This is a genomic window from uncultured Marinobacter sp. (genome assembly GCF_913055835.1).
Taxonomy (GTDB): domain Bacteria; phylum Pseudomonadota; class Gammaproteobacteria; order Pseudomonadales; family Oleiphilaceae; genus Marinobacter.
Map to the genome: position 1 here is coordinate 1 of NZ_CAJXKQ010000013.1, position 16010 is coordinate 16010.

The window sequence follows — 16010 nt, forward strand, 5'->3', positions numbered from 1 at the left end:
TCGGGGTCGTAAACCTTGATGGCGAGGCCAATCAGCGTAGCGACCGGCGCCAGGGTGATGTAGCGCTTGTTCCAGGTGACTTTCAGGCCCAGCACTTCCTTGCCGTTCCATTTGCCCTTGCAGACGATGCCCTTGTCCGGAATGGCGCCGGCGTCGGAGCCGGCCACGGGGGAGGTGAGGGCGAAACAGGGAATCTCGTCGCCGCCGGCCAGTCTGGGCAAATAGTGCTGTTTCTGCTCATCGGTGCCGTAGTGCATCAGCAGCTCGCCCGGGCCGAGGGAGTTCGGCACCATTACGGTCACGGCCGCCGACACGCTGCGGGTGGAAATCTTCATCACGATCTCGGAATGGGCGGTGTTGGAGAAGCCCAGGCCACCGTCTTCCTTTGGAATCACCAGCCCGAAAAAGCCGTTCTCACGGATGAACTTCCAGACCTTGTCCGGCAGGTCGTACTGCTCGTGGGTGATCTTCCAGTCGTCGAGCATGGCGCAGAGCTTTTCCACCGGACCATCCAGGAAGGCCTGTTCCTCGCTGGTGAGGTGTGCCGGCTTCGCGTCCAGGAGCTTGCTCCACTTTGGCTTGCCAGAAAAGAGCTCGCCGTCCCAGTCTACCGAGCCGGATTTCAGGGCTTCGGCTTCGGTATCCGAGAGTTTGGGCAATCGGCTGCGCACCCAACCCAGTAGCGGGCGGCTGAGCTTGTCGAGGCGCAGGTCGCCGGGAATCACCAGGATCAACGCCAGGGCTAGCAGGGCACCGCCAAACAGAATGCTGATCAGATGCCATTCATCCTGAAACAGGCCCACAACGGTCGCAATGGACATGATGGCAGCGGCTGTGGTGCCGCCTATACCCAGATAGATCAGCACCAGGGCGCTGACCAACAGGAGAAGAACACTCATGGGGAGACCTCCGTATCGTGAATGCAATCGCTCAGAATCAACTTTAACCATCGGTCAAAGTCCATGCTGTTGCAAGGGGTTCGGGGGCGCTATGTAAATATTGATTGCAGTAATGAAAAGTATTGTCAAAAAGCCGGGCCGAGGGCGCTATTGATTGATCCAAACTGCAACTTTGGGAGAACACATAGCCTCATTCAATAAAAAGTGTCCGGAGTGTAAACATGTTTGGCCAGCTCACCGTTGCGAAACGCCTAGCCCTTGGCTTTGGCCTGATTCTGTCCCTGGTAATTGCAGTCAGCCTGATTGGCAACCAGCGGGTCGGCTTTATCGACCGGACACTGACCGATGTGGGAGACGGTGCCGCGGTGAAACAGCGGTATGCGATCAATTTCCGCGGCAGTGTCCACGATCGGGCCATAGCGATTCGCGATGCGGTGCTGGTGGAAAACAACCGCGATCTGCAAAGACACCTTGCCGATATCGAGCGATTGAAAGCGTTCTACCGTGATTCCGCCGGCCCCATGGATGCGATGTTCCGGGAAGAAGGTGCCACCAGCCGGGAAGAGGAGCTGCTGGCCGCGATCAAGGAAATTGAACTCAGGGCCCTGACCCTGACCGATGAACTCCTCGAGCTGCGACTGGCCGGCAACATCGATCAGGCAAGGGCCTTTTTGCTCAGCGATGTCTCCGGTGCCTATTCGGAGTGGCTCAAACGGGTCAACGCCTTTATTGATTACCAGGAAGACGTGGTCACGACGGGCGTGGATGAAGTACGCGAGGCCGCCAGCACATTCAACGCATTGAACCTGTCAGTAACCGGTCTTGCGGTGGTTCTCGGTGCCCTGGTCGCCCTGGTGATCATCCGCAGGCTGAAGAAGATTCTTGGCGGTGAGCCGGAGGATGTAGCCGAGGCGATTCGCCAGCTGGCCAACGGGGAGCTGGACCAGGATATTCGAACCCGTTACCCGGACAGTGTGATGGGCGCGTTGCAGAATACCGTTGAGCGACTGGGCGGTATTATCCGGGAGGTTCGGTCGGCGGCTGAGGAGCTTTCCAATTCCTCGTCTGAACTTGAGAGCACCTCGGACAACAATAGCCGGCAGATCCGCCTCCAGGCCAGTGAAGCGGAACAGATGGCCACGGCCGTTAACCAGATGGCCGCCACGGTGAATGAAGTGGCCGGCTTTGCCGCCAGCGCCGCAACGGCTACCCAGAAAGCCGATAGCGAAGTGGAGAGCGGCAATCGGGTGGTGCAGGAAACCGCAGCCTCTATTGGCGAGTTGGCGGAAACCCTGGAACAGGCAACCCAGACCGTGCAACGGGTATCGGAAGACAGCGCCAACATCGAGAAGATCATAGAAGTAATCAATGGCATCGCCGAACAGACCAACCTGCTGGCGTTGAATGCCGCGATCGAGGCAGCCCGTGCTGGCACCCATGGCCGGGGCTTTGCGGTGGTAGCGGATGAGGTTCGCTCACTGGCATCCAGGACCCAGGATTCAACCCGGGAAATCCAGGAAATGATCGGTAACCTGCAGACCGGTGCCGGTCAGGCGACCAGCGTCATGGAAAGCAGTCGGGAACTGGCACGCAACACGGTGGACAAGACCAGCGAGGCGGAAGCTGCCCTGGCCAGAATCCGCAGCGAAGTCGGCGCCATCAACGACATGAATGCCCAGATTGCCAGCGCCTCCGAGGAGCAGAGTTCGGTTGCGGAAGAGGTCAACCGCAACATCAGCCGCATCCACGATGCCACGGTTGAAACGTCAGCCGGTTCGGAACAGGTCGCCGGGGCCAGCCGGGATCTGGCAGTGCTGGCAGAGCAGCTGCGTTCACGCGTCAGTGTGTTCCGGATTAGAGGCTGAGGCCACAGATCAGTAGCGCCAGGGTTGCCAGCAGCACCGCGACGTTGATGCCCAGAAGGGTGTTCAGCTGTCCCGGGTTGCCGAGCGCGCCTGGCAGCTTGACGCATACCCAGATCGCTGCCGGCAGAGGCGCAAGGGCGAGAGCGGTCCACACCGGCAACCAGCCGATCCAGATTGCCGCCTCAAGAATGCCATAGCTGCTCAGTAACAGCAGCGCCACCAGACGGGCTGCGGCCGGCTGTCCCAGGGTAATGACCAGATGCCGACGGCCAACTTTGCGGTCGGCATCCGCATCCGGAATCTGGTTGATCAACAGCAACTCACTGACCAGCAGCAGGCCAATGGCGGAAACGGTCAGGGCGGTCGCATCCAGCCGGGCTCCCAGGGCAATCAGACTGCCCAGAATCATTACCGGGCCGAACCCCAGCCCCGGAGCCAGCAGACAAATCAGAGGCGAACGGGTTATCCAGCGGGTGTAGGTGAGAACCAACATCACGCCGGCGGCGCCCAGAACCAGCATGGGCAGGCCCCGGAGCCAGAGAAAGTAGAGGCCGATGGCCACAACCAGTCCCAGGGTACCAAAGGCGGCTAGCAGAACCTGTCTGGCGGCCGACGGCACTTCCGGCAGGGCACCACTGCCGCCGGAGAACGGTGTGCGTCGGGTGATCAAATCCAGTCCGGAGACGAAGTCCTCGTACTCGTTGAGCAGATTGACGGCAGCGTGAGCGAGTAGGGCGCCAATCAGCACCAGCAGGGTGTTGAGCAGAGCCGGTGGCTCGCCCTGTTGCCAGGCTACCGCCACGCCAAGGCCGGCACACAGCGGTGCAAGCACCAGAAAATTGGGGCGGGAGGCGCGCACCACCGCAACGGTTTCAGACATCGGGTCCTTCCAGGGGGAACAGAGCTTTCAATCAGCCGGCTGATGGAACGTAGCCAGCGGCAAACACCAGACCGAGGACAACCGGCATCACCACCAGGCTGCCCAGGTTGCTCAATAATACCAGCGACGCGACCTTGTGTGGCTCCTGCCGATACTGTTCTGCCACCATGTAGTTGAGTACGGCTGGCGGTAGGGCCGCAAATACCCACAGCGCCGCCACTTGCATCCCGGGCAGATCCAGAACGGCAATCATCGGCCAGGCCAGGATCAGACCACTGGCGGGGCAGGCAATGGCACCCAGCATTCCCAGTTTCCAGTCACTGAAATCGATATCGAGCATGCGCACGCCGAGGGCAAAGAGCATCAGCGGGATACAGACGCCCCCAAGCATGTTCAGGGTTTCCAGCAGCCACTCCGGCAAAGGCACGCCCCCGAGATTCACTGACAGCCCGGCGATACTGGCAAACACGATGGGTAGCTTCAGGCGTTTTACGATAGACGTATGGGGGTCCAGCATGTACAGCCCCACCGAAAAGTGCAGCAGCATTTCCACGATAAACAGCACGATGGCCGCCGGCAGGGCTGCATCGCCGAAGGCCAGCACCAGCAGCGGAATGCCCATGTTGCCGGAATTATTGAACATCATCGGTGGCAGGAAGGTCTTCAAGTTGAGCTTCATCACCTTGGCCAGCGGATACAGGACAATGCCCGATCCGAGTACAACCACGGTGGCCGCCAATGCCAGCCTGGCATACTCCTGCAGGGGAGCCTGCTGGTCAGCAAGAACGGCAAAGACCAGCATGGGTACAAACAGTTCCATGTTGAGAACGTTCAGCCCCTGGATGTCGGGCGTCCGGTAGCGGCCATAAAGGGCGCCGCATCCTGCGATCAGGAACACCGGCAACATGGTGGACAGGATCTGGCCAATCATTGAACAGGCTCCGGGAGAAATATCTGGAAGTTTTTATTGGATAAAACGTTAGGTTCGCAAGTATCAGCCCGTTTGGGCAAGCACTAATCGATAATGTTCGACCAAAGCCGGAGACGAACACGGTGGTCGTGTTCGTTCAGGCGCTTGCGGAGCCTGATTGGGCCCACCACAATAACGGCTTCCAATGTTGTTATCTGCCCTGGAGAGTCCTTGTGTCCAGTTCGTTTGATCAACCGGTTTCCCGTGAAAATACCTGTTCGGTGAAGTTCGATGCCCGCAAGGCGGTTTTTGGCACCGAGGATGTAATTCCGGTCTGGGTTGCCGATATGGACTTCGCGGCTCCCGAGGCGGTCACCCGCGCACTGGCCGAGCGGGCCGCACACCCGGTTTATGGTTACACGTTGTTCCCGGACAGTCTTTACCAGTCGATGATTGACTGGTTTGCCAGCCGCCATGGCTGGGAGATCCGGCGCGAGTGGATTCTGATGGCCCCTGGCGTGGTGCCGTCCATCAACGCCGCGTGCATGGCCTACGCCGGGCCCGGTGAGGGTGTCATCATCCAGCCGCCGGTCTATCCGCCGTTCTTCAGTTCGGTGCGCCACAGTGGCCGGGTGGTGATCGAGAACCCGCTGGTGCCGGAGGATCCGGATACCGGAGACCCGGGCCACTACCGCATGGATCTGGATCATCTGGAGCAGTGTGCTGCCCGCCCCGATGCCCGGATCCTGCTGCTGTGCTCGCCCCATAATCCGGTTGGCCGGGTCTGGTCGGAGGAAGAACTGGGGGCGGTGCTGGATATCGCACGCCGGCACCAGCTGGTGGTGGTTTCCGACGAAATCCATTGCGATCTGACCTTCCCGGATAAGCCTCGCCACACGATGCTGGCGAACCTGGCCGGCCCTGAAGACGCACTGGTTACGGCGGTGGCACCCAGCAAGAGTTTCAACATGCCCGGGTTGGGTTTGTCGGCGCTGGTGATCCCCGACGCGGACCGGCGCAAAGCCATGAAGGCCGTGTTTGAATCCATGCACCTGCCCCAGTGTAATCCGTTCAGTATTGCCGGCTTCGAGGCGGGCTATCGTCACGGTGGCCCGTGGCTGGACGATCTGATGGCCTATTTGCAGGCAAACCGGGATTATGTTTTGGAGGCTGTTGGCCAGCGCCTGCCCGGCATTCGCGTGTCCGCTCCGGAAGGCACCTATCTCTTGTGGCTGGATTGCCGCGAACTGGGCCTGGACGATGCGGGTTTGAAACGCTTCTTTGTCCGGGAAGCCGGTGTGGGTATGAATCCCGGCATCTCCTTCGGAGACCCGGGCAGTGGCTTTATGCGGTTGAATATCGGCTGCCCGAGGTCCGTCCTTGAGCAGGTCATCGACCGCATCGAAGCGGCGCTCTGACTGGCAGCCCGCTCCCGGTTACTGTTGCCCCAGGGAGCAATGATCCTCCACCAGCTGCCAGCGCGGAGGTTTGTTCATGCCGGGCATATCGCCGTTGGTCGCCCGGATAGCCTCCCAGATCTGGCCGCCGTGGGTAACCAGGCTACCAACCGTGTAGCTCTTGGAAAATAACCACGGGTCCGGCCGCACACACATCCCGGAAGCAGTCTCGCCCCGTTTGCTCTTGCCGACGGTTTTACCGGCACCGGCAGCTTCGGCTTCTTGCTGCCCGTCTCCGGTCTGGGCCTGATTGGCGGTTTGCTTGTGATCCTCGCAGTCCGGCACTGAATCCAGCTTTTTCCAGTCGAAGGTAATGCCGGGCTCCAGGCCCTCATGCAGCTCACGGGACTCGTACCAACTGCCTTTATGAAAGACCGTAGCACCGGCTGGATAATAACGGGTAGGGACCCACTTAGACTCTTCCGGATCACAGGGTTCCGCCGTCGCCGCGGTCGAGAGGCCGGCGGTTAACAACACAAGAATCAGGCAAAAGAAGCCACGAGCGTTTCTGACTGCGTATTCAACCATGAGAGTCTCCTTTTGCTTGCTGTCCAGAGAGTGGATAGTTTGTGCGTAGTCGGGTCTGTGTGGCCAGGACGAGCCCGGCAAGAATCAGTACACCACCGATAACATGAAACATCCCGAGGGATTCGGCCAGGAAAATACCTGCCAGAATCGAGGCAAAGACAGGGGTCAGGTACATAAAGATGGCCGCCCTGGCCGGGCCAATTTTATGCACACCGTGGTTCCAGAATCCATAGGCCAGTATTCCCGGGAAAATGGCAAAGTACAGCAACGGCACTGCGGTGCTTTGTGACAGTTCAAAGCCCCCGGAAAAGAAAATCAGATCGGCCAGGTAGAATGGCAGGACAACCAGCGTGCCCAACAGGATCTGCGTGGTCAGAAAGGTTAACGCTGGCAGAGGTACGGCCTGTCGTCGCAAGAGTACCGAAAACAGGCCCCAGCTGAATACCGCCGCCACCATGATCAGATCTCCCGGCTGGGCCTCAAGGCTGGTCAGCACCGAGAGATCGCCGCGGGCGATAACGGTAACGATGCCAGAAATGGCCAGCGCGATGCCCAGTGCCTGAATCGGCCAGGTCCGGTCGCCGAGCAGTATCCAGGCGAGTAAAGCCACGAAAATGGGGATGGTCGCGTTGATAAGGGCAATATTGGTGGCGGTGGTTGTGGTGGCCGCCAGGTACAGCAGGGTATTGAATGCGCCCACGCTGAAGGTCGCCAGGGCCAGCATGGAACCGAACCGCTCGCGGATCACCTGGCGGTGGCGCCAGATACCCGGAAGCCCGAAAGGCAACAGGATCGCCAGGGCGATCACCCAGCGCCAGAACGACATGGAGAGCGGCGGAATGTTTTCTACGGTGCCCCGGGCGACAACCGCGTTGCCGGCCCAGAACAGCGGAGTAAGAACCAGCCCGATGTAGGCCAGGCCGGGAATTCGCGACAAGACTCCGGCGTTCTCGGAAGACACAAAGGCTCCTTCTGGGTTGGTGATGCCCGAAAAAAGCCTAGCATACTACTCTCCGGGAACTTCTGCCTCCGTACCAATGTGGTAGGCGGCAAAGCCGGCCATCACCACCTGATCCACGGCCATGCCGATAACCCGGCCATCAATGGTGGAGCGGATGGGGTGCTGGGCATTGGTGATCGGGTCGGAGACGTAACCGAGAATCTCTCCTTCTGATACATTTGCCCCCAGCTCAATTTCGCTGAACAGGATGCCGCCATGGTCCGCCCGGATCCAGTCGGAATCGTAGTAGACCGGTTCCGGATCGCCCCACACGAACATCCGGGAGATCATGCCCTGACGTTCCATCAGGCTGGTGAGGCTGTTCACACCTGCGCTAATCTGGTGTTGCTGGATGCGGTGGGACTCGCCCGCTTCCAGGGTGACCGTTCGAATGCCGGCCGCCACGGCGGCCGTGCGCAACATGCCTGCGGAACCGGAGCTGTGCACCACCGCCATGCGGTCAAAGCCGCGGGTAAATTCCGCCACATCCGGGTTGTTCATGTCGGCACGAAGTTGCGGCAGGTTGGTGCGCTTCAGTGAGCCGGTGTGAATATCCACCAGCATGTCGCACTTGCGGATGACGTTTTCGAACAGCGAGTGGGCAATACGGTCGGCCAGGCTGCCGTTGGGGCTGCCCGGGAAATGCCGGTTGAGATCGCGACGATCGGGCAGATACCGACTGCCCTGCTGGAATCCCGGCAGGTTCACAATCGGCACGCCCACGACCGTGCCCGAGAGTTTCTCCGGGTTCAGGTCATACATGGTCTGGCGGATGATTTCGATGCCGTTCAACTCATCCCCGTGAATAGCACCGGTGAGGCAAAGCGTCGGGCCGGCGTTGATACCATTGACCACCAGAACCGGCGTTGTCTGGGACAGACCGGCAATCTGAATGCCGGGTGTCCAGGCCAGGCGGGTAGAGGTGCCGGGCATGACATCGTTGTCGAGCAGGGTAAATACCTTGCCCTCGCGAATCTCGGGTTGCGGTTCGGGTTCGGCCAAGGCTTCCGTTGCCATGACCTCGGATTCGGCAGCGTCTGCATCCGTTTCAGCCGGCGTTGAGGCCTGCGCCTCAGGTGGTGGTGCAACCTGTTTCAGATCGATATTCGGGGCCACCTTCCGTGACGCTGCTGAGGGCGTGTCAATACCGGCACCGCTCTGCGTGGCCACCGGCCTCCGGGCCTCGGGTTCCTGCTCTTTTGTCTGCAGGGGTACCGAATGCTCAACGTCCTCGACGCTCTCGTCCTCGGCCAGCTCGGCAATCAGCACTTCGGATTTTTTACTGGTTTTTGCCGAATCAGTTTCGGCCGAAAGCGGTGCCGACAGCCAGGGGATAACCAGACTGATCAGCAGGATCCGGGGGGACGGTTTTTGAAGCCGCTCAAACAGCATATTTCCTCACGGTTCGTCAGTGTGCGCTCAAGGATAGAGTGCCTCTGGCGGTCATGAATACTGCTGTGACAAAGGTTTAATGCCACTTTCATGAAATCCGGGCAAGTTATAACGAATCCTGTTATACGCCGGAAACGTGATGAACAGTATGGGCTTTTTGCGAAATCCGGTGTGCTTTCGTTACTCCCGCGTTAGCTGTCGTGAACGGCATGCCAGAGATCGTCCTCCCGGAACGCCCGGTGCTCGGCCTCCAGTTTTAGCAAATGCGCCAGTGCTGATCGCGCCGCAAGGCCATGGATGGCCGCAGGAACATCGTCATAGGCTTTTGCCGTGAGGGCTTTCAGATCTACCGGAGCGAGGGCCTCCAGCGCCCGAGCCACCTTGTGCTCACGGGACAGGCGGTGGGTGATCAGGAAATCGATCACCGCTTCAGGGTGCCCCATAAGGAACCCGTGCGCCGGCGCAATGAAACGAACGGACTCGGCCAGCAACTCGTAAAGTGACTCGATATACGCCTTCATATCTCCGTCCGGCGGATTAATCACCACCGTCGAGCCCTGCATGATGTGGTCGCCGGAAAACAACAGCTTCTGGTCGGTCAGCAGAAAACACAGATGGTTCGAGGCATGGCCCGGGGTATGCAGCACCTTCAGAACCCCGGCTTCGGTCACAATCAGATCGCCGTGGTCCGGCTCGTCGTCGGCGCGGAACGTCTGGTCCTGCCCGGCACCCGGGGGCGCTGGCCAACCGAACACCCGGCAACCGGTGCGCTCTTTCAGGGCGGCCACCGCTGGCGAATGGTCCTGGTGCGTGTGGGTCACCAGAACCTGATCAATCACGCCACCGGTCACCTCCAGAATCCGCTCGATATGAGACTCGTTGGCGGGGCCTGGATCAATCACCGTGAAGCGCTCATGGCCCAGGATATAGGTGTTGGTGCCCGGCCCGGTCATCATGCCCGGATTGGGCGCCGTCAGCCGGATCACCCGGGCCGCAACCTCAACCGCTTCACCGGGAATAATCTCCGCCTGCGTGGAACCTTCACCCTCCGGATCCAGCTTCGCCGCCTCATCATAGGCCGGCGCCCCGGGTTCCAGTATCACTGGCTTGTCCTTCTTCGTCGCCGGCCAGGGCTGATTGGGGTAGGGCTCGGGAGGATTGGCGTGGGCATAGCGCATCAGCGCTTCGATGGTTTCAAAACCGTTGAGCACCCGCAACGTCCGGATCGTCGGCAGCCCCAGCAACCGCTGGCCGTTCCGATGATCCTCAAGAGCCTGCTCCGGGCGGATCCAGACATGATCAATCGTTTCCACCCCGTCGTGACCGGCCAGTTGACCTTCCGGCGCGGGCGTTACAAAAAACCGCGTATCGAAACGCCGTGGCGGCCCCGGTGGTGTGATCCAGTGGCCAAGGTAAGCCAACCTGTCGAGCGGAATTGCCAACCCATGCTTTTCACACAGATTGGCCAGAGAAAGCTCGCCGTCGAACACAGACTTCCGGTCAGCGTGAACAGGGTGATCGCCGGATACGGGATTGCCCTGCTTATCCACGGCAACCAGAACCCCGGACTCCTCGAAACACTCCCGAACCGCCGCCAGCATATAGTCCGCGCCGCCCTCATCGACACTCATGATCTGACTGATCTCGGCGTCTACGGTGCCGATTATATGGTCCTGCCCATGAGTCTCGTCTTCCTCGACCCTTCCGCCGGGAAACACAAAATAGCCGGGCATAAACACAGCGTCCCAGGTCCGTTGCAACAGCAGGACTTCAAGGCCATCGGAAGTATCACGAACCAGAACCAGTGTGGCAGCAGGACGAATTTCCATAAGACTCCAGATACGTTCGTTATTATTCGGTGCGCGAACAAAGTACGAACGATGGTTGGGAAAGGCCTTCCAAAACTGTCTGTCGCCAAGGATGGCGACAGTCAAGCGTCACATGGACGTGCCGCAAGGAGCGCGTTTTGGAAGGCCTTTCCCAGCCATCGCTCCGCCAAACCTCAACGCGCATGGACATGAAACCAAGATAACCCATTTGAAGGGCAAGATCCCAAGATGAACACTAAAGTCGAACAGCGTATGATTCGCCCCAAGATACGAAACGAAAACAGGAACCCCCGTGGCCCGAATCAAACTCTCCTTCCCGGATGACGTCTTCTGCTTCGAAACCAGGATGCCGGTCAGAATCACCGACATCAACGGCGCCAACCACCTGGGCAATGACGCCCTCATCTCCATGCTTTCCGAAGCCCGGGCCCAATTCCTGGTCAACTACGGCATCCAGGAAGCCAGCAAGGACGGCACCGGCATTATCGTCACCGACCTGGCCACCATGTACCAGTCCGAATCCTTCTTCCCGGAAATGCTGCGCTTTGAAGTGGGCGTTATGGACTTCAACAAGTATGGGGGGGACTTCGTGTTCCGGGTCACCAAGGCCGAAAGCGGCCAGCCCGTGGCGCTGGCGAAGTATGGCTTCGTCTTCTTTAACTACCACCGCAAGGAAGTGGTGCCCGTGCCCGAGAGCTTCCGCTCACGCTTTGCCTGAGGCGAGCTCCGCCTTCAAACGCGTCATGCCGGCACGGTAAAAGCTGTAAGCCATGGCGCCTGCAAACAGATTGCCCACTAGCGCACCACTCATAAGCCCATAGATGCCATTGATCTGGCTACCAATCCAGAGCAGTGGCAGAAAGCAGAGAAACAGCCGCAGGGTGGACACCAGCAGGGCCCGCATCGCCAGCCCCAGCGCATTGCACACCGACACCATCAGCATACAGACCCCCAGACCGCTGTAACTCAGCGGCACTCGAACCAGATAACCGGCCAGCACTCCCTGAACGGCGCGGTCGCTGGAGAACAGCTCGGATACCAGCCCGGAGGCCACCAGCCAGATCAAGCCAATGGCCAACTGCCAGAGCACCACGAAACGCACGGCCAGGCGTACCAGTTTGCGGATCTGCTCGATATCCCCCGCGCCCAGCATCCGGCCGATCATCGGTGGCATAGACATCGTCAGGGCGAGCACCACCACAATGGAGAAGAATTCCAGGCGGGTACCCAGGCCCCAGGCGGCGACCGCTGCAGAACCAAACCCGGCCACCAGGGCCGTCGCCAGCATGGCCGAAACCGCAGGCATAAGCTGGCTGACCATGGCGGGGGCCATGATGCTGTTGAGCTGCTTCAGGGCCTTCCAGAGCGCAAGCTCCTGGAGATCAAAGCGCACCCAATGGCGTTTCAGGAGCTTCGGGTAGATCACCAGGCAGCCGATACCAAAAGAGGTAATGGTGGCCCAGGCGGCACCGGGCAGGCCCCAGCCGAAAACAAAGATATAGAGCGGGTCCAGGGCGATGTTGGTCAGGCTCGTGGCCACCATCATGTACCCGGGCAATTTGGTATCGCCGTGGGACCGGCAAACGCTGTAGCCGAAGTACAGGAAGGCCCCCGTCCAGGCGGCCATCAGCCAGGGCACCCAGTATTGCCGGATCAGCGGCAGCAGCGAGTCTTCCGCGCCAAGCGCAGTCATGATCTGCCCCTGCAGAAACCACAGAGCGACGCAGATAACAAAAACGAGGCTGCCGCCAACGGTAATAATCAGACCGCCCAGCCGGTAAGCCCGCAGCTCATCCCCGGCACCCAGCGTGCGGGAGACAATCGCCGTGGTAGCAATCCCCAGACCCACCTGAAGGCCGATGATCAGTTGCTGCATAGGCAGGGTAAAGCCCAGCGCCGCCAGCGGATCCCGGCCAAGCTGACCCACGAAGGCACTGTCGGCCAGCTGGAAGGTCATCAGGGATAACACGCCGAACAGCATGGGCCAGGTCATGCTGTAGAGCTGGCGGGCCAGGGATGGGTTCTGGGTGGTGGTCTGCACGGGGTGGTGTGGGCCTTCGGTTGAGATTCGGGCTTTGGGCGGGGATTCTAACAGGTCCTGGCTTCGGTGTTAGCAGGCCCGTCGGCGCGGCTTAGGGTGCATGCAGCCAGATGGGGGCGACTTTCTGAAACACGCTGTAAATACGTCCATGTACGCTCGGCTCCGCCATCCCTGGCTCCGCACGGTTTCAGAAAGCCGCCCCCATCCGGCTGCCCCCGGCAATTGGCGGTTAAGCCAACTGCTCGGTTTTGGAGAAAACGATCAAAGCGCCTTCAAGGCCGCATCGTAATCCGGCTCGTCCTTGATCTCATCGACCAGTTGGCTGTGGATAACCTTGTTGTTCTCGTCCAGAACAACCACCGCCCGGGCGCAGAGACCGGCCAGGGGACCGTCCTGGATGGCGACGCCGTAGTCCTGCTGGAAGCTGTAGTTCCGGAAGGTGGAGAGGGTTTCGACGTTTTTCAGGCCTTCGGCGCCGCAGAACCGGGCAGCCGCGAAGGGCAGGTCGGCGGAAACGACGAGGACCACGGTGTTGTCGAGGCTGCCGGCCTTTTCGTTGAACTTACGGGTGGAGGCAGCGCACACGCCGGTGTCGATGCTGGGGATGATGTTCAGGATCTTGCGCTTGCCGGCCCAGTTGTCGAGTTTGACTTCTTCCAGGCCGCTGTTGGTCAGGGTAAAGGGAGGCGCATTGTCCCCTGTTTGGGGAAATTTACCGCTCAATTCTATGGGATTGCCGTCCAGGTTTACGCTGCTCATAGTATTTGCTCCTCGGTGTCTGGGTTAGAGTGTTAAGTACTCTGTGTAGACCACTTTGGATGATTTTGCCTTAATTGCCGGTCGCGCCTTGTGGCTCGAAACCCTTGGCAGGATAACGCTGAACCAGCACCAGATAACAGCCCATGGCAATGGCGGCGCAGGCTGCGATGATGGTGGCCATGACCAGGGAGGTGCCATCGTGCAGGTGGCCCACCAGCATACCGGCAACGGCTGCGACGGCCATCTGGGTGAAACCGAACAGGGCAGAGGCTGAGCCGGCCATGGTCGGGAAGTTCGCCAGGGCGCCGGCCATGGTCTGGGGCAGAACCATTCCGGTACCGACCATGAACAGGGCCTGGGGCAGGATCACCGCCCAGACATTGAACACTTCGCTCAATGCCAGTAGGGCCATCAGGCTGCCGCCGCCGACGGCGATAATCAGGCCACGAATCAGGATCTGATCGGGTAGCAGACTGCGCCCCAGGCGAACGGCAGTGAGATTACCGATAATGTACCCGGCCACCATGCAGGCGAAATACAGACCGAACTGTTCTGTCGGCACGCCCAGGAAATCAATGAGAACAAACGACGAGCCGGATAGAAACGCGAACAGGCCAGAGAAAATCAGCGCGTTGGTCAGGGTGTAACCCAGGAAACTGATGTCCCTCGCAATAGTCCGGTAGTTACGCAGCAGACTGCAGAGTTTCAGGGACTGGCGATACTCTGGCCGCATCGGTTCGGGAATACCAAAGGCCACCACCACCGCCATGACCAGGGCGTAGCCACCCAGAGCGAGGAATACCGAAGCCCAGCCCAGGTTGGCCGTCAGCAAGCCACCGATGGTCGGCGCGACTGCCGGCGCCAGGGCCATAATACTGGCCAGGATGGCGAGAATCTTGGCTGCTTCGCGGGGTGTATAGATATCACGAATGGCTGCCCGCCCCAGAACCGGGCCGGCAGACCCGCCAAGGGCTTGCAGGAAACGGCACAGGATCAAGGTTTCAATATTGGTTGCCAGCGCACAGCCAATACTGGCAATGGCGAAAAGCACGAAACCACCAATCATGATCGGCTTGCGACCAAACCGGTCCGCCAACGGACCGCAAATCAGCTGGGCAATGGCAAAGCCCACCAGATAAAGGCTCAGAGTCAGCTGAACCTGATCGGTACCGGTTGCGAAGTCTGAACCAATCTGTGGCAGTGCCGGCAAATACATGTCCGTCGCCAGCGGCCCAAGGGCCACGGCGGCGGCGAGAAGTATCGTTGTCCAGACACTGGTTAAAGTCAGCATGGTTTTCCTAATGCTTTGTCAGAGAGTTACCGAAAGAGTTACGACAGGTCAGGTTGGGAAAGGCTTTCCAAAACTGTAGAGGGCCAAGGATGGCCCGAAACAAGCGCACAGGGATGTGCTTGTAGCGTGTTTTGGAAAGCCTTTCCCAACCTGGCCGACCGCTGAGTAATGGCAGTCTAGGTGAGAGGAGGTAAGAAGATAACGCCGGCAAAGCTCATACAACCTATGAGAAAAACTAATTGATTAGCTTTTCAGACCGTTAAGCGTAGCGGCCACGGCATTCACCTGGTTGCGCAGCCACTTGTGGGCAGGATCGTTCTGATTTCGGCGATGCCACAACATCAGCAGGGTAAAAGGCTTGAAATCAAAGGGCAGGGGAATCCAGGCGAAGTCGCGAAGTAAGTGTTTGCTCATGCCTTGAGGCGCCGTGGCCAGCATGTCCGTGCCCCGAAGAAATTCCGGCAGGCCGGAAAAGTTGGACACCGTCACCACATTGCGACGAACCAGGCCCCGGGCTTCCATGGCGGTTTCCACAGTAGGTTTCTCCCCCGTGGCAAACAACAGGGCGATGTGGTCTGCCTTCAGATATTCCGGCAGATCCGCTGGCGGTTTCCGGAACTCGGGATCGTAGAACACCACCATCCGATCGGCCATCAGGCCCCGCTGCATGATGTCCGTCGCCTCCGGCGCGTGGGGAGAAATCACCAGGTCACAGACATCCTTTCGCAACAGGTCGGCCCGGGGGATACCGGAGGGGATAACCTGGAGGCTGATACCCGGAGCCTCTTGCCGCAGCGTCCTCACCAGACCGGGCAACAGCAGATCCCGCTGGTAGTCATTGGCAGCAATCGTAAACGTGAACTCGGCCGTGGCGGGGCTGAAGGGTGGGCCCGAAGACAGCGACTGCAGGTCATCCAGGATCTGACGAATATGCGGTCCCGCCTGCAGTGCGTAGCGGGTTGGAACAATGCCCCGCCCGGATTTAACGAACAGGGGATCCCCCAGAGCCTGCCGCAGGCGCTCCAGCGTGTGGCTCACCGCCGACTGGGTAACGCCCAGCCGGACAGCGGCACGGGACACACTGCCTTCATCCAGCACTGCCAGAAAAGTACTCAGGGCCCGGAAATCCAGGTTAAATTTATCAATCGGGTTCATGAAT

At 59.7% G+C, this 16010-nt stretch carries 14 protein-coding genes; 3 read left to right on the forward strand and 11 right to left on the reverse strand.

Going from position 1 to position 16010, the window contains the following annotated elements; translation table 11 throughout:
* On the reverse strand, nt 1–899 hold an 899-nt coding region (locus tag QZ534_RS09035; RefSeq protein WP_296933825.1), incomplete at its 3' end, for an acyl-CoA dehydrogenase family protein.
* Nucleotides 900–1120: 221 nt separating this feature from the next.
* Between QZ534_RS09035 and QZ534_RS09040 the strand changes: the two genes are divergently transcribed.
* Nucleotides 1121–2764 carry a methyl-accepting chemotaxis protein gene (locus QZ534_RS09040; RefSeq protein ID WP_296933827.1) on the forward strand — a complete coding sequence of 548 codons (1644 nt, stop codon included), beginning with the start codon at nt 1121–1123 and terminating at the stop codon, nt 2762–2764.
* Here QZ534_RS09040 and QZ534_RS09045 read toward each other — a convergent pair.
* Nucleotides 2754–3644 (reverse strand): prenyltransferase, encoded by an 891-nt coding sequence (locus QZ534_RS09045; protein WP_296933828.1) that lies wholly within the window; start codon nt 3642–3644, stop codon nt 2754–2756. The two genes, QZ534_RS09040 and QZ534_RS09045, sit on opposite strands and share 11 nt — an antisense overlap.
* Nucleotides 3645–3675: 31 nt before the next feature.
* On the reverse strand, nt 3676–4575 hold the full coding sequence (locus QZ534_RS09050) for an AEC family transporter (RefSeq protein ID WP_296933831.1): 900 nt from the start codon (nt 4573–4575) through the stop codon (nt 3676–3678).
* A 212-nt stretch (nt 4576–4787) separates the two neighbouring features.
* Here QZ534_RS09050 and QZ534_RS09055 point away from each other — a divergent pair, with 212 nt between their 5' ends.
* A complete protein-coding gene (locus QZ534_RS09055; RefSeq protein WP_296933832.1) occupies nt 4788–5972 on the forward strand; it encodes a MalY/PatB family protein in 1185 nt (394 codons plus the stop codon).
* Between the two features lie 18 nt (nt 5973–5990).
* On the opposite strand, the gene QZ534_RS09060 is transcribed toward QZ534_RS09055, so the two are convergent.
* The 4 genes from QZ534_RS09060 to QZ534_RS09075 form a co-directional block, all read right to left on the reverse strand.
* A complete protein-coding gene (locus QZ534_RS09060; RefSeq protein WP_296933834.1) occupies nt 5991–6539 on the reverse strand; it encodes a carbohydrate-binding protein in 549 nt (182 codons plus the stop codon).
* Nucleotides 6532–7500, reverse strand: a complete 969-nt coding sequence (locus tag QZ534_RS09065) for a DMT family transporter (RefSeq protein WP_296933839.1) — start codon at nt 7498–7500, stop codon at nt 6532–6534. The genes QZ534_RS09060 and QZ534_RS09065 overlap by 8 nt, the downstream gene beginning before the upstream one ends.
* 45 nt (nt 7501–7545) lie before the next feature.
* Nucleotides 7546–8931 carry a succinylglutamate desuccinylase/aspartoacylase family protein gene (locus tag QZ534_RS09070; protein WP_296933841.1) on the reverse strand — a complete coding sequence of 462 codons (1386 nt, stop codon included), beginning with the start codon at nt 8929–8931 and terminating at the stop codon, nt 7546–7548.
* 191 nt (nt 8932–9122) lie between these two features.
* The gene (locus QZ534_RS09075) at nt 9123–10760 is read right to left on the reverse strand and encodes an MBL fold metallo-hydrolase (RefSeq protein ID WP_296933843.1); all 1638 of its coding nucleotides are present in this window, start codon (nt 10758–10760) and stop codon (nt 9123–9125) included.
* A gap of 292 nt (nt 10761–11052) precedes the next feature.
* Between QZ534_RS09075 and QZ534_RS09080 the strand changes: the two genes are divergently transcribed.
* Complete coding sequence (locus QZ534_RS09080; RefSeq protein ID WP_296933844.1) at nt 11053–11478, forward strand: thioesterase family protein; 426 nt, start codon at nt 11053–11055, stop codon at nt 11476–11478.
* Here QZ534_RS09080 and QZ534_RS09085 read toward each other — a convergent pair.
* The 4 genes from QZ534_RS09085 to QZ534_RS09100 all read right to left on the reverse strand — a co-directional run bounded on the left by QZ534_RS09085 (nt 11464) and on the right by QZ534_RS09100 (nt 16006).
* Complete coding sequence (locus QZ534_RS09085) at nt 11464–12801, reverse strand: MATE family efflux transporter (protein ID WP_296933846.1); 1338 nt, start codon at nt 12799–12801, stop codon at nt 11464–11466. The two genes, QZ534_RS09080 and QZ534_RS09085, sit on opposite strands and share 15 nt — an antisense overlap.
* A gap of 261 nt (nt 12802–13062) precedes the next feature.
* The gene (gene tpx, locus QZ534_RS09090; RefSeq protein ID WP_296933847.1) at nt 13063–13560 is read right to left on the reverse strand and encodes a thiol peroxidase; all 498 of its coding nucleotides are present in this window, start codon (nt 13558–13560) and stop codon (nt 13063–13065) included.
* Nucleotides 13561–13630: 70 nt separating this feature from the next.
* Nucleotides 13631–14851, reverse strand: coding sequence for a multidrug effflux MFS transporter (locus QZ534_RS09095; RefSeq protein ID WP_296933848.1), 1221 nt, complete (start codon nt 14849–14851; stop codon nt 13631–13633).
* A gap of 243 nt (nt 14852–15094) precedes the next feature.
* Nucleotides 15095–16006 (reverse strand): LysR family transcriptional regulator, encoded by a 912-nt coding sequence (locus QZ534_RS09100; RefSeq protein WP_296933849.1) that lies wholly within the window; start codon nt 16004–16006, stop codon nt 15095–15097.
* Nucleotides 16007–16010: the final 4 nt, after the last annotated feature.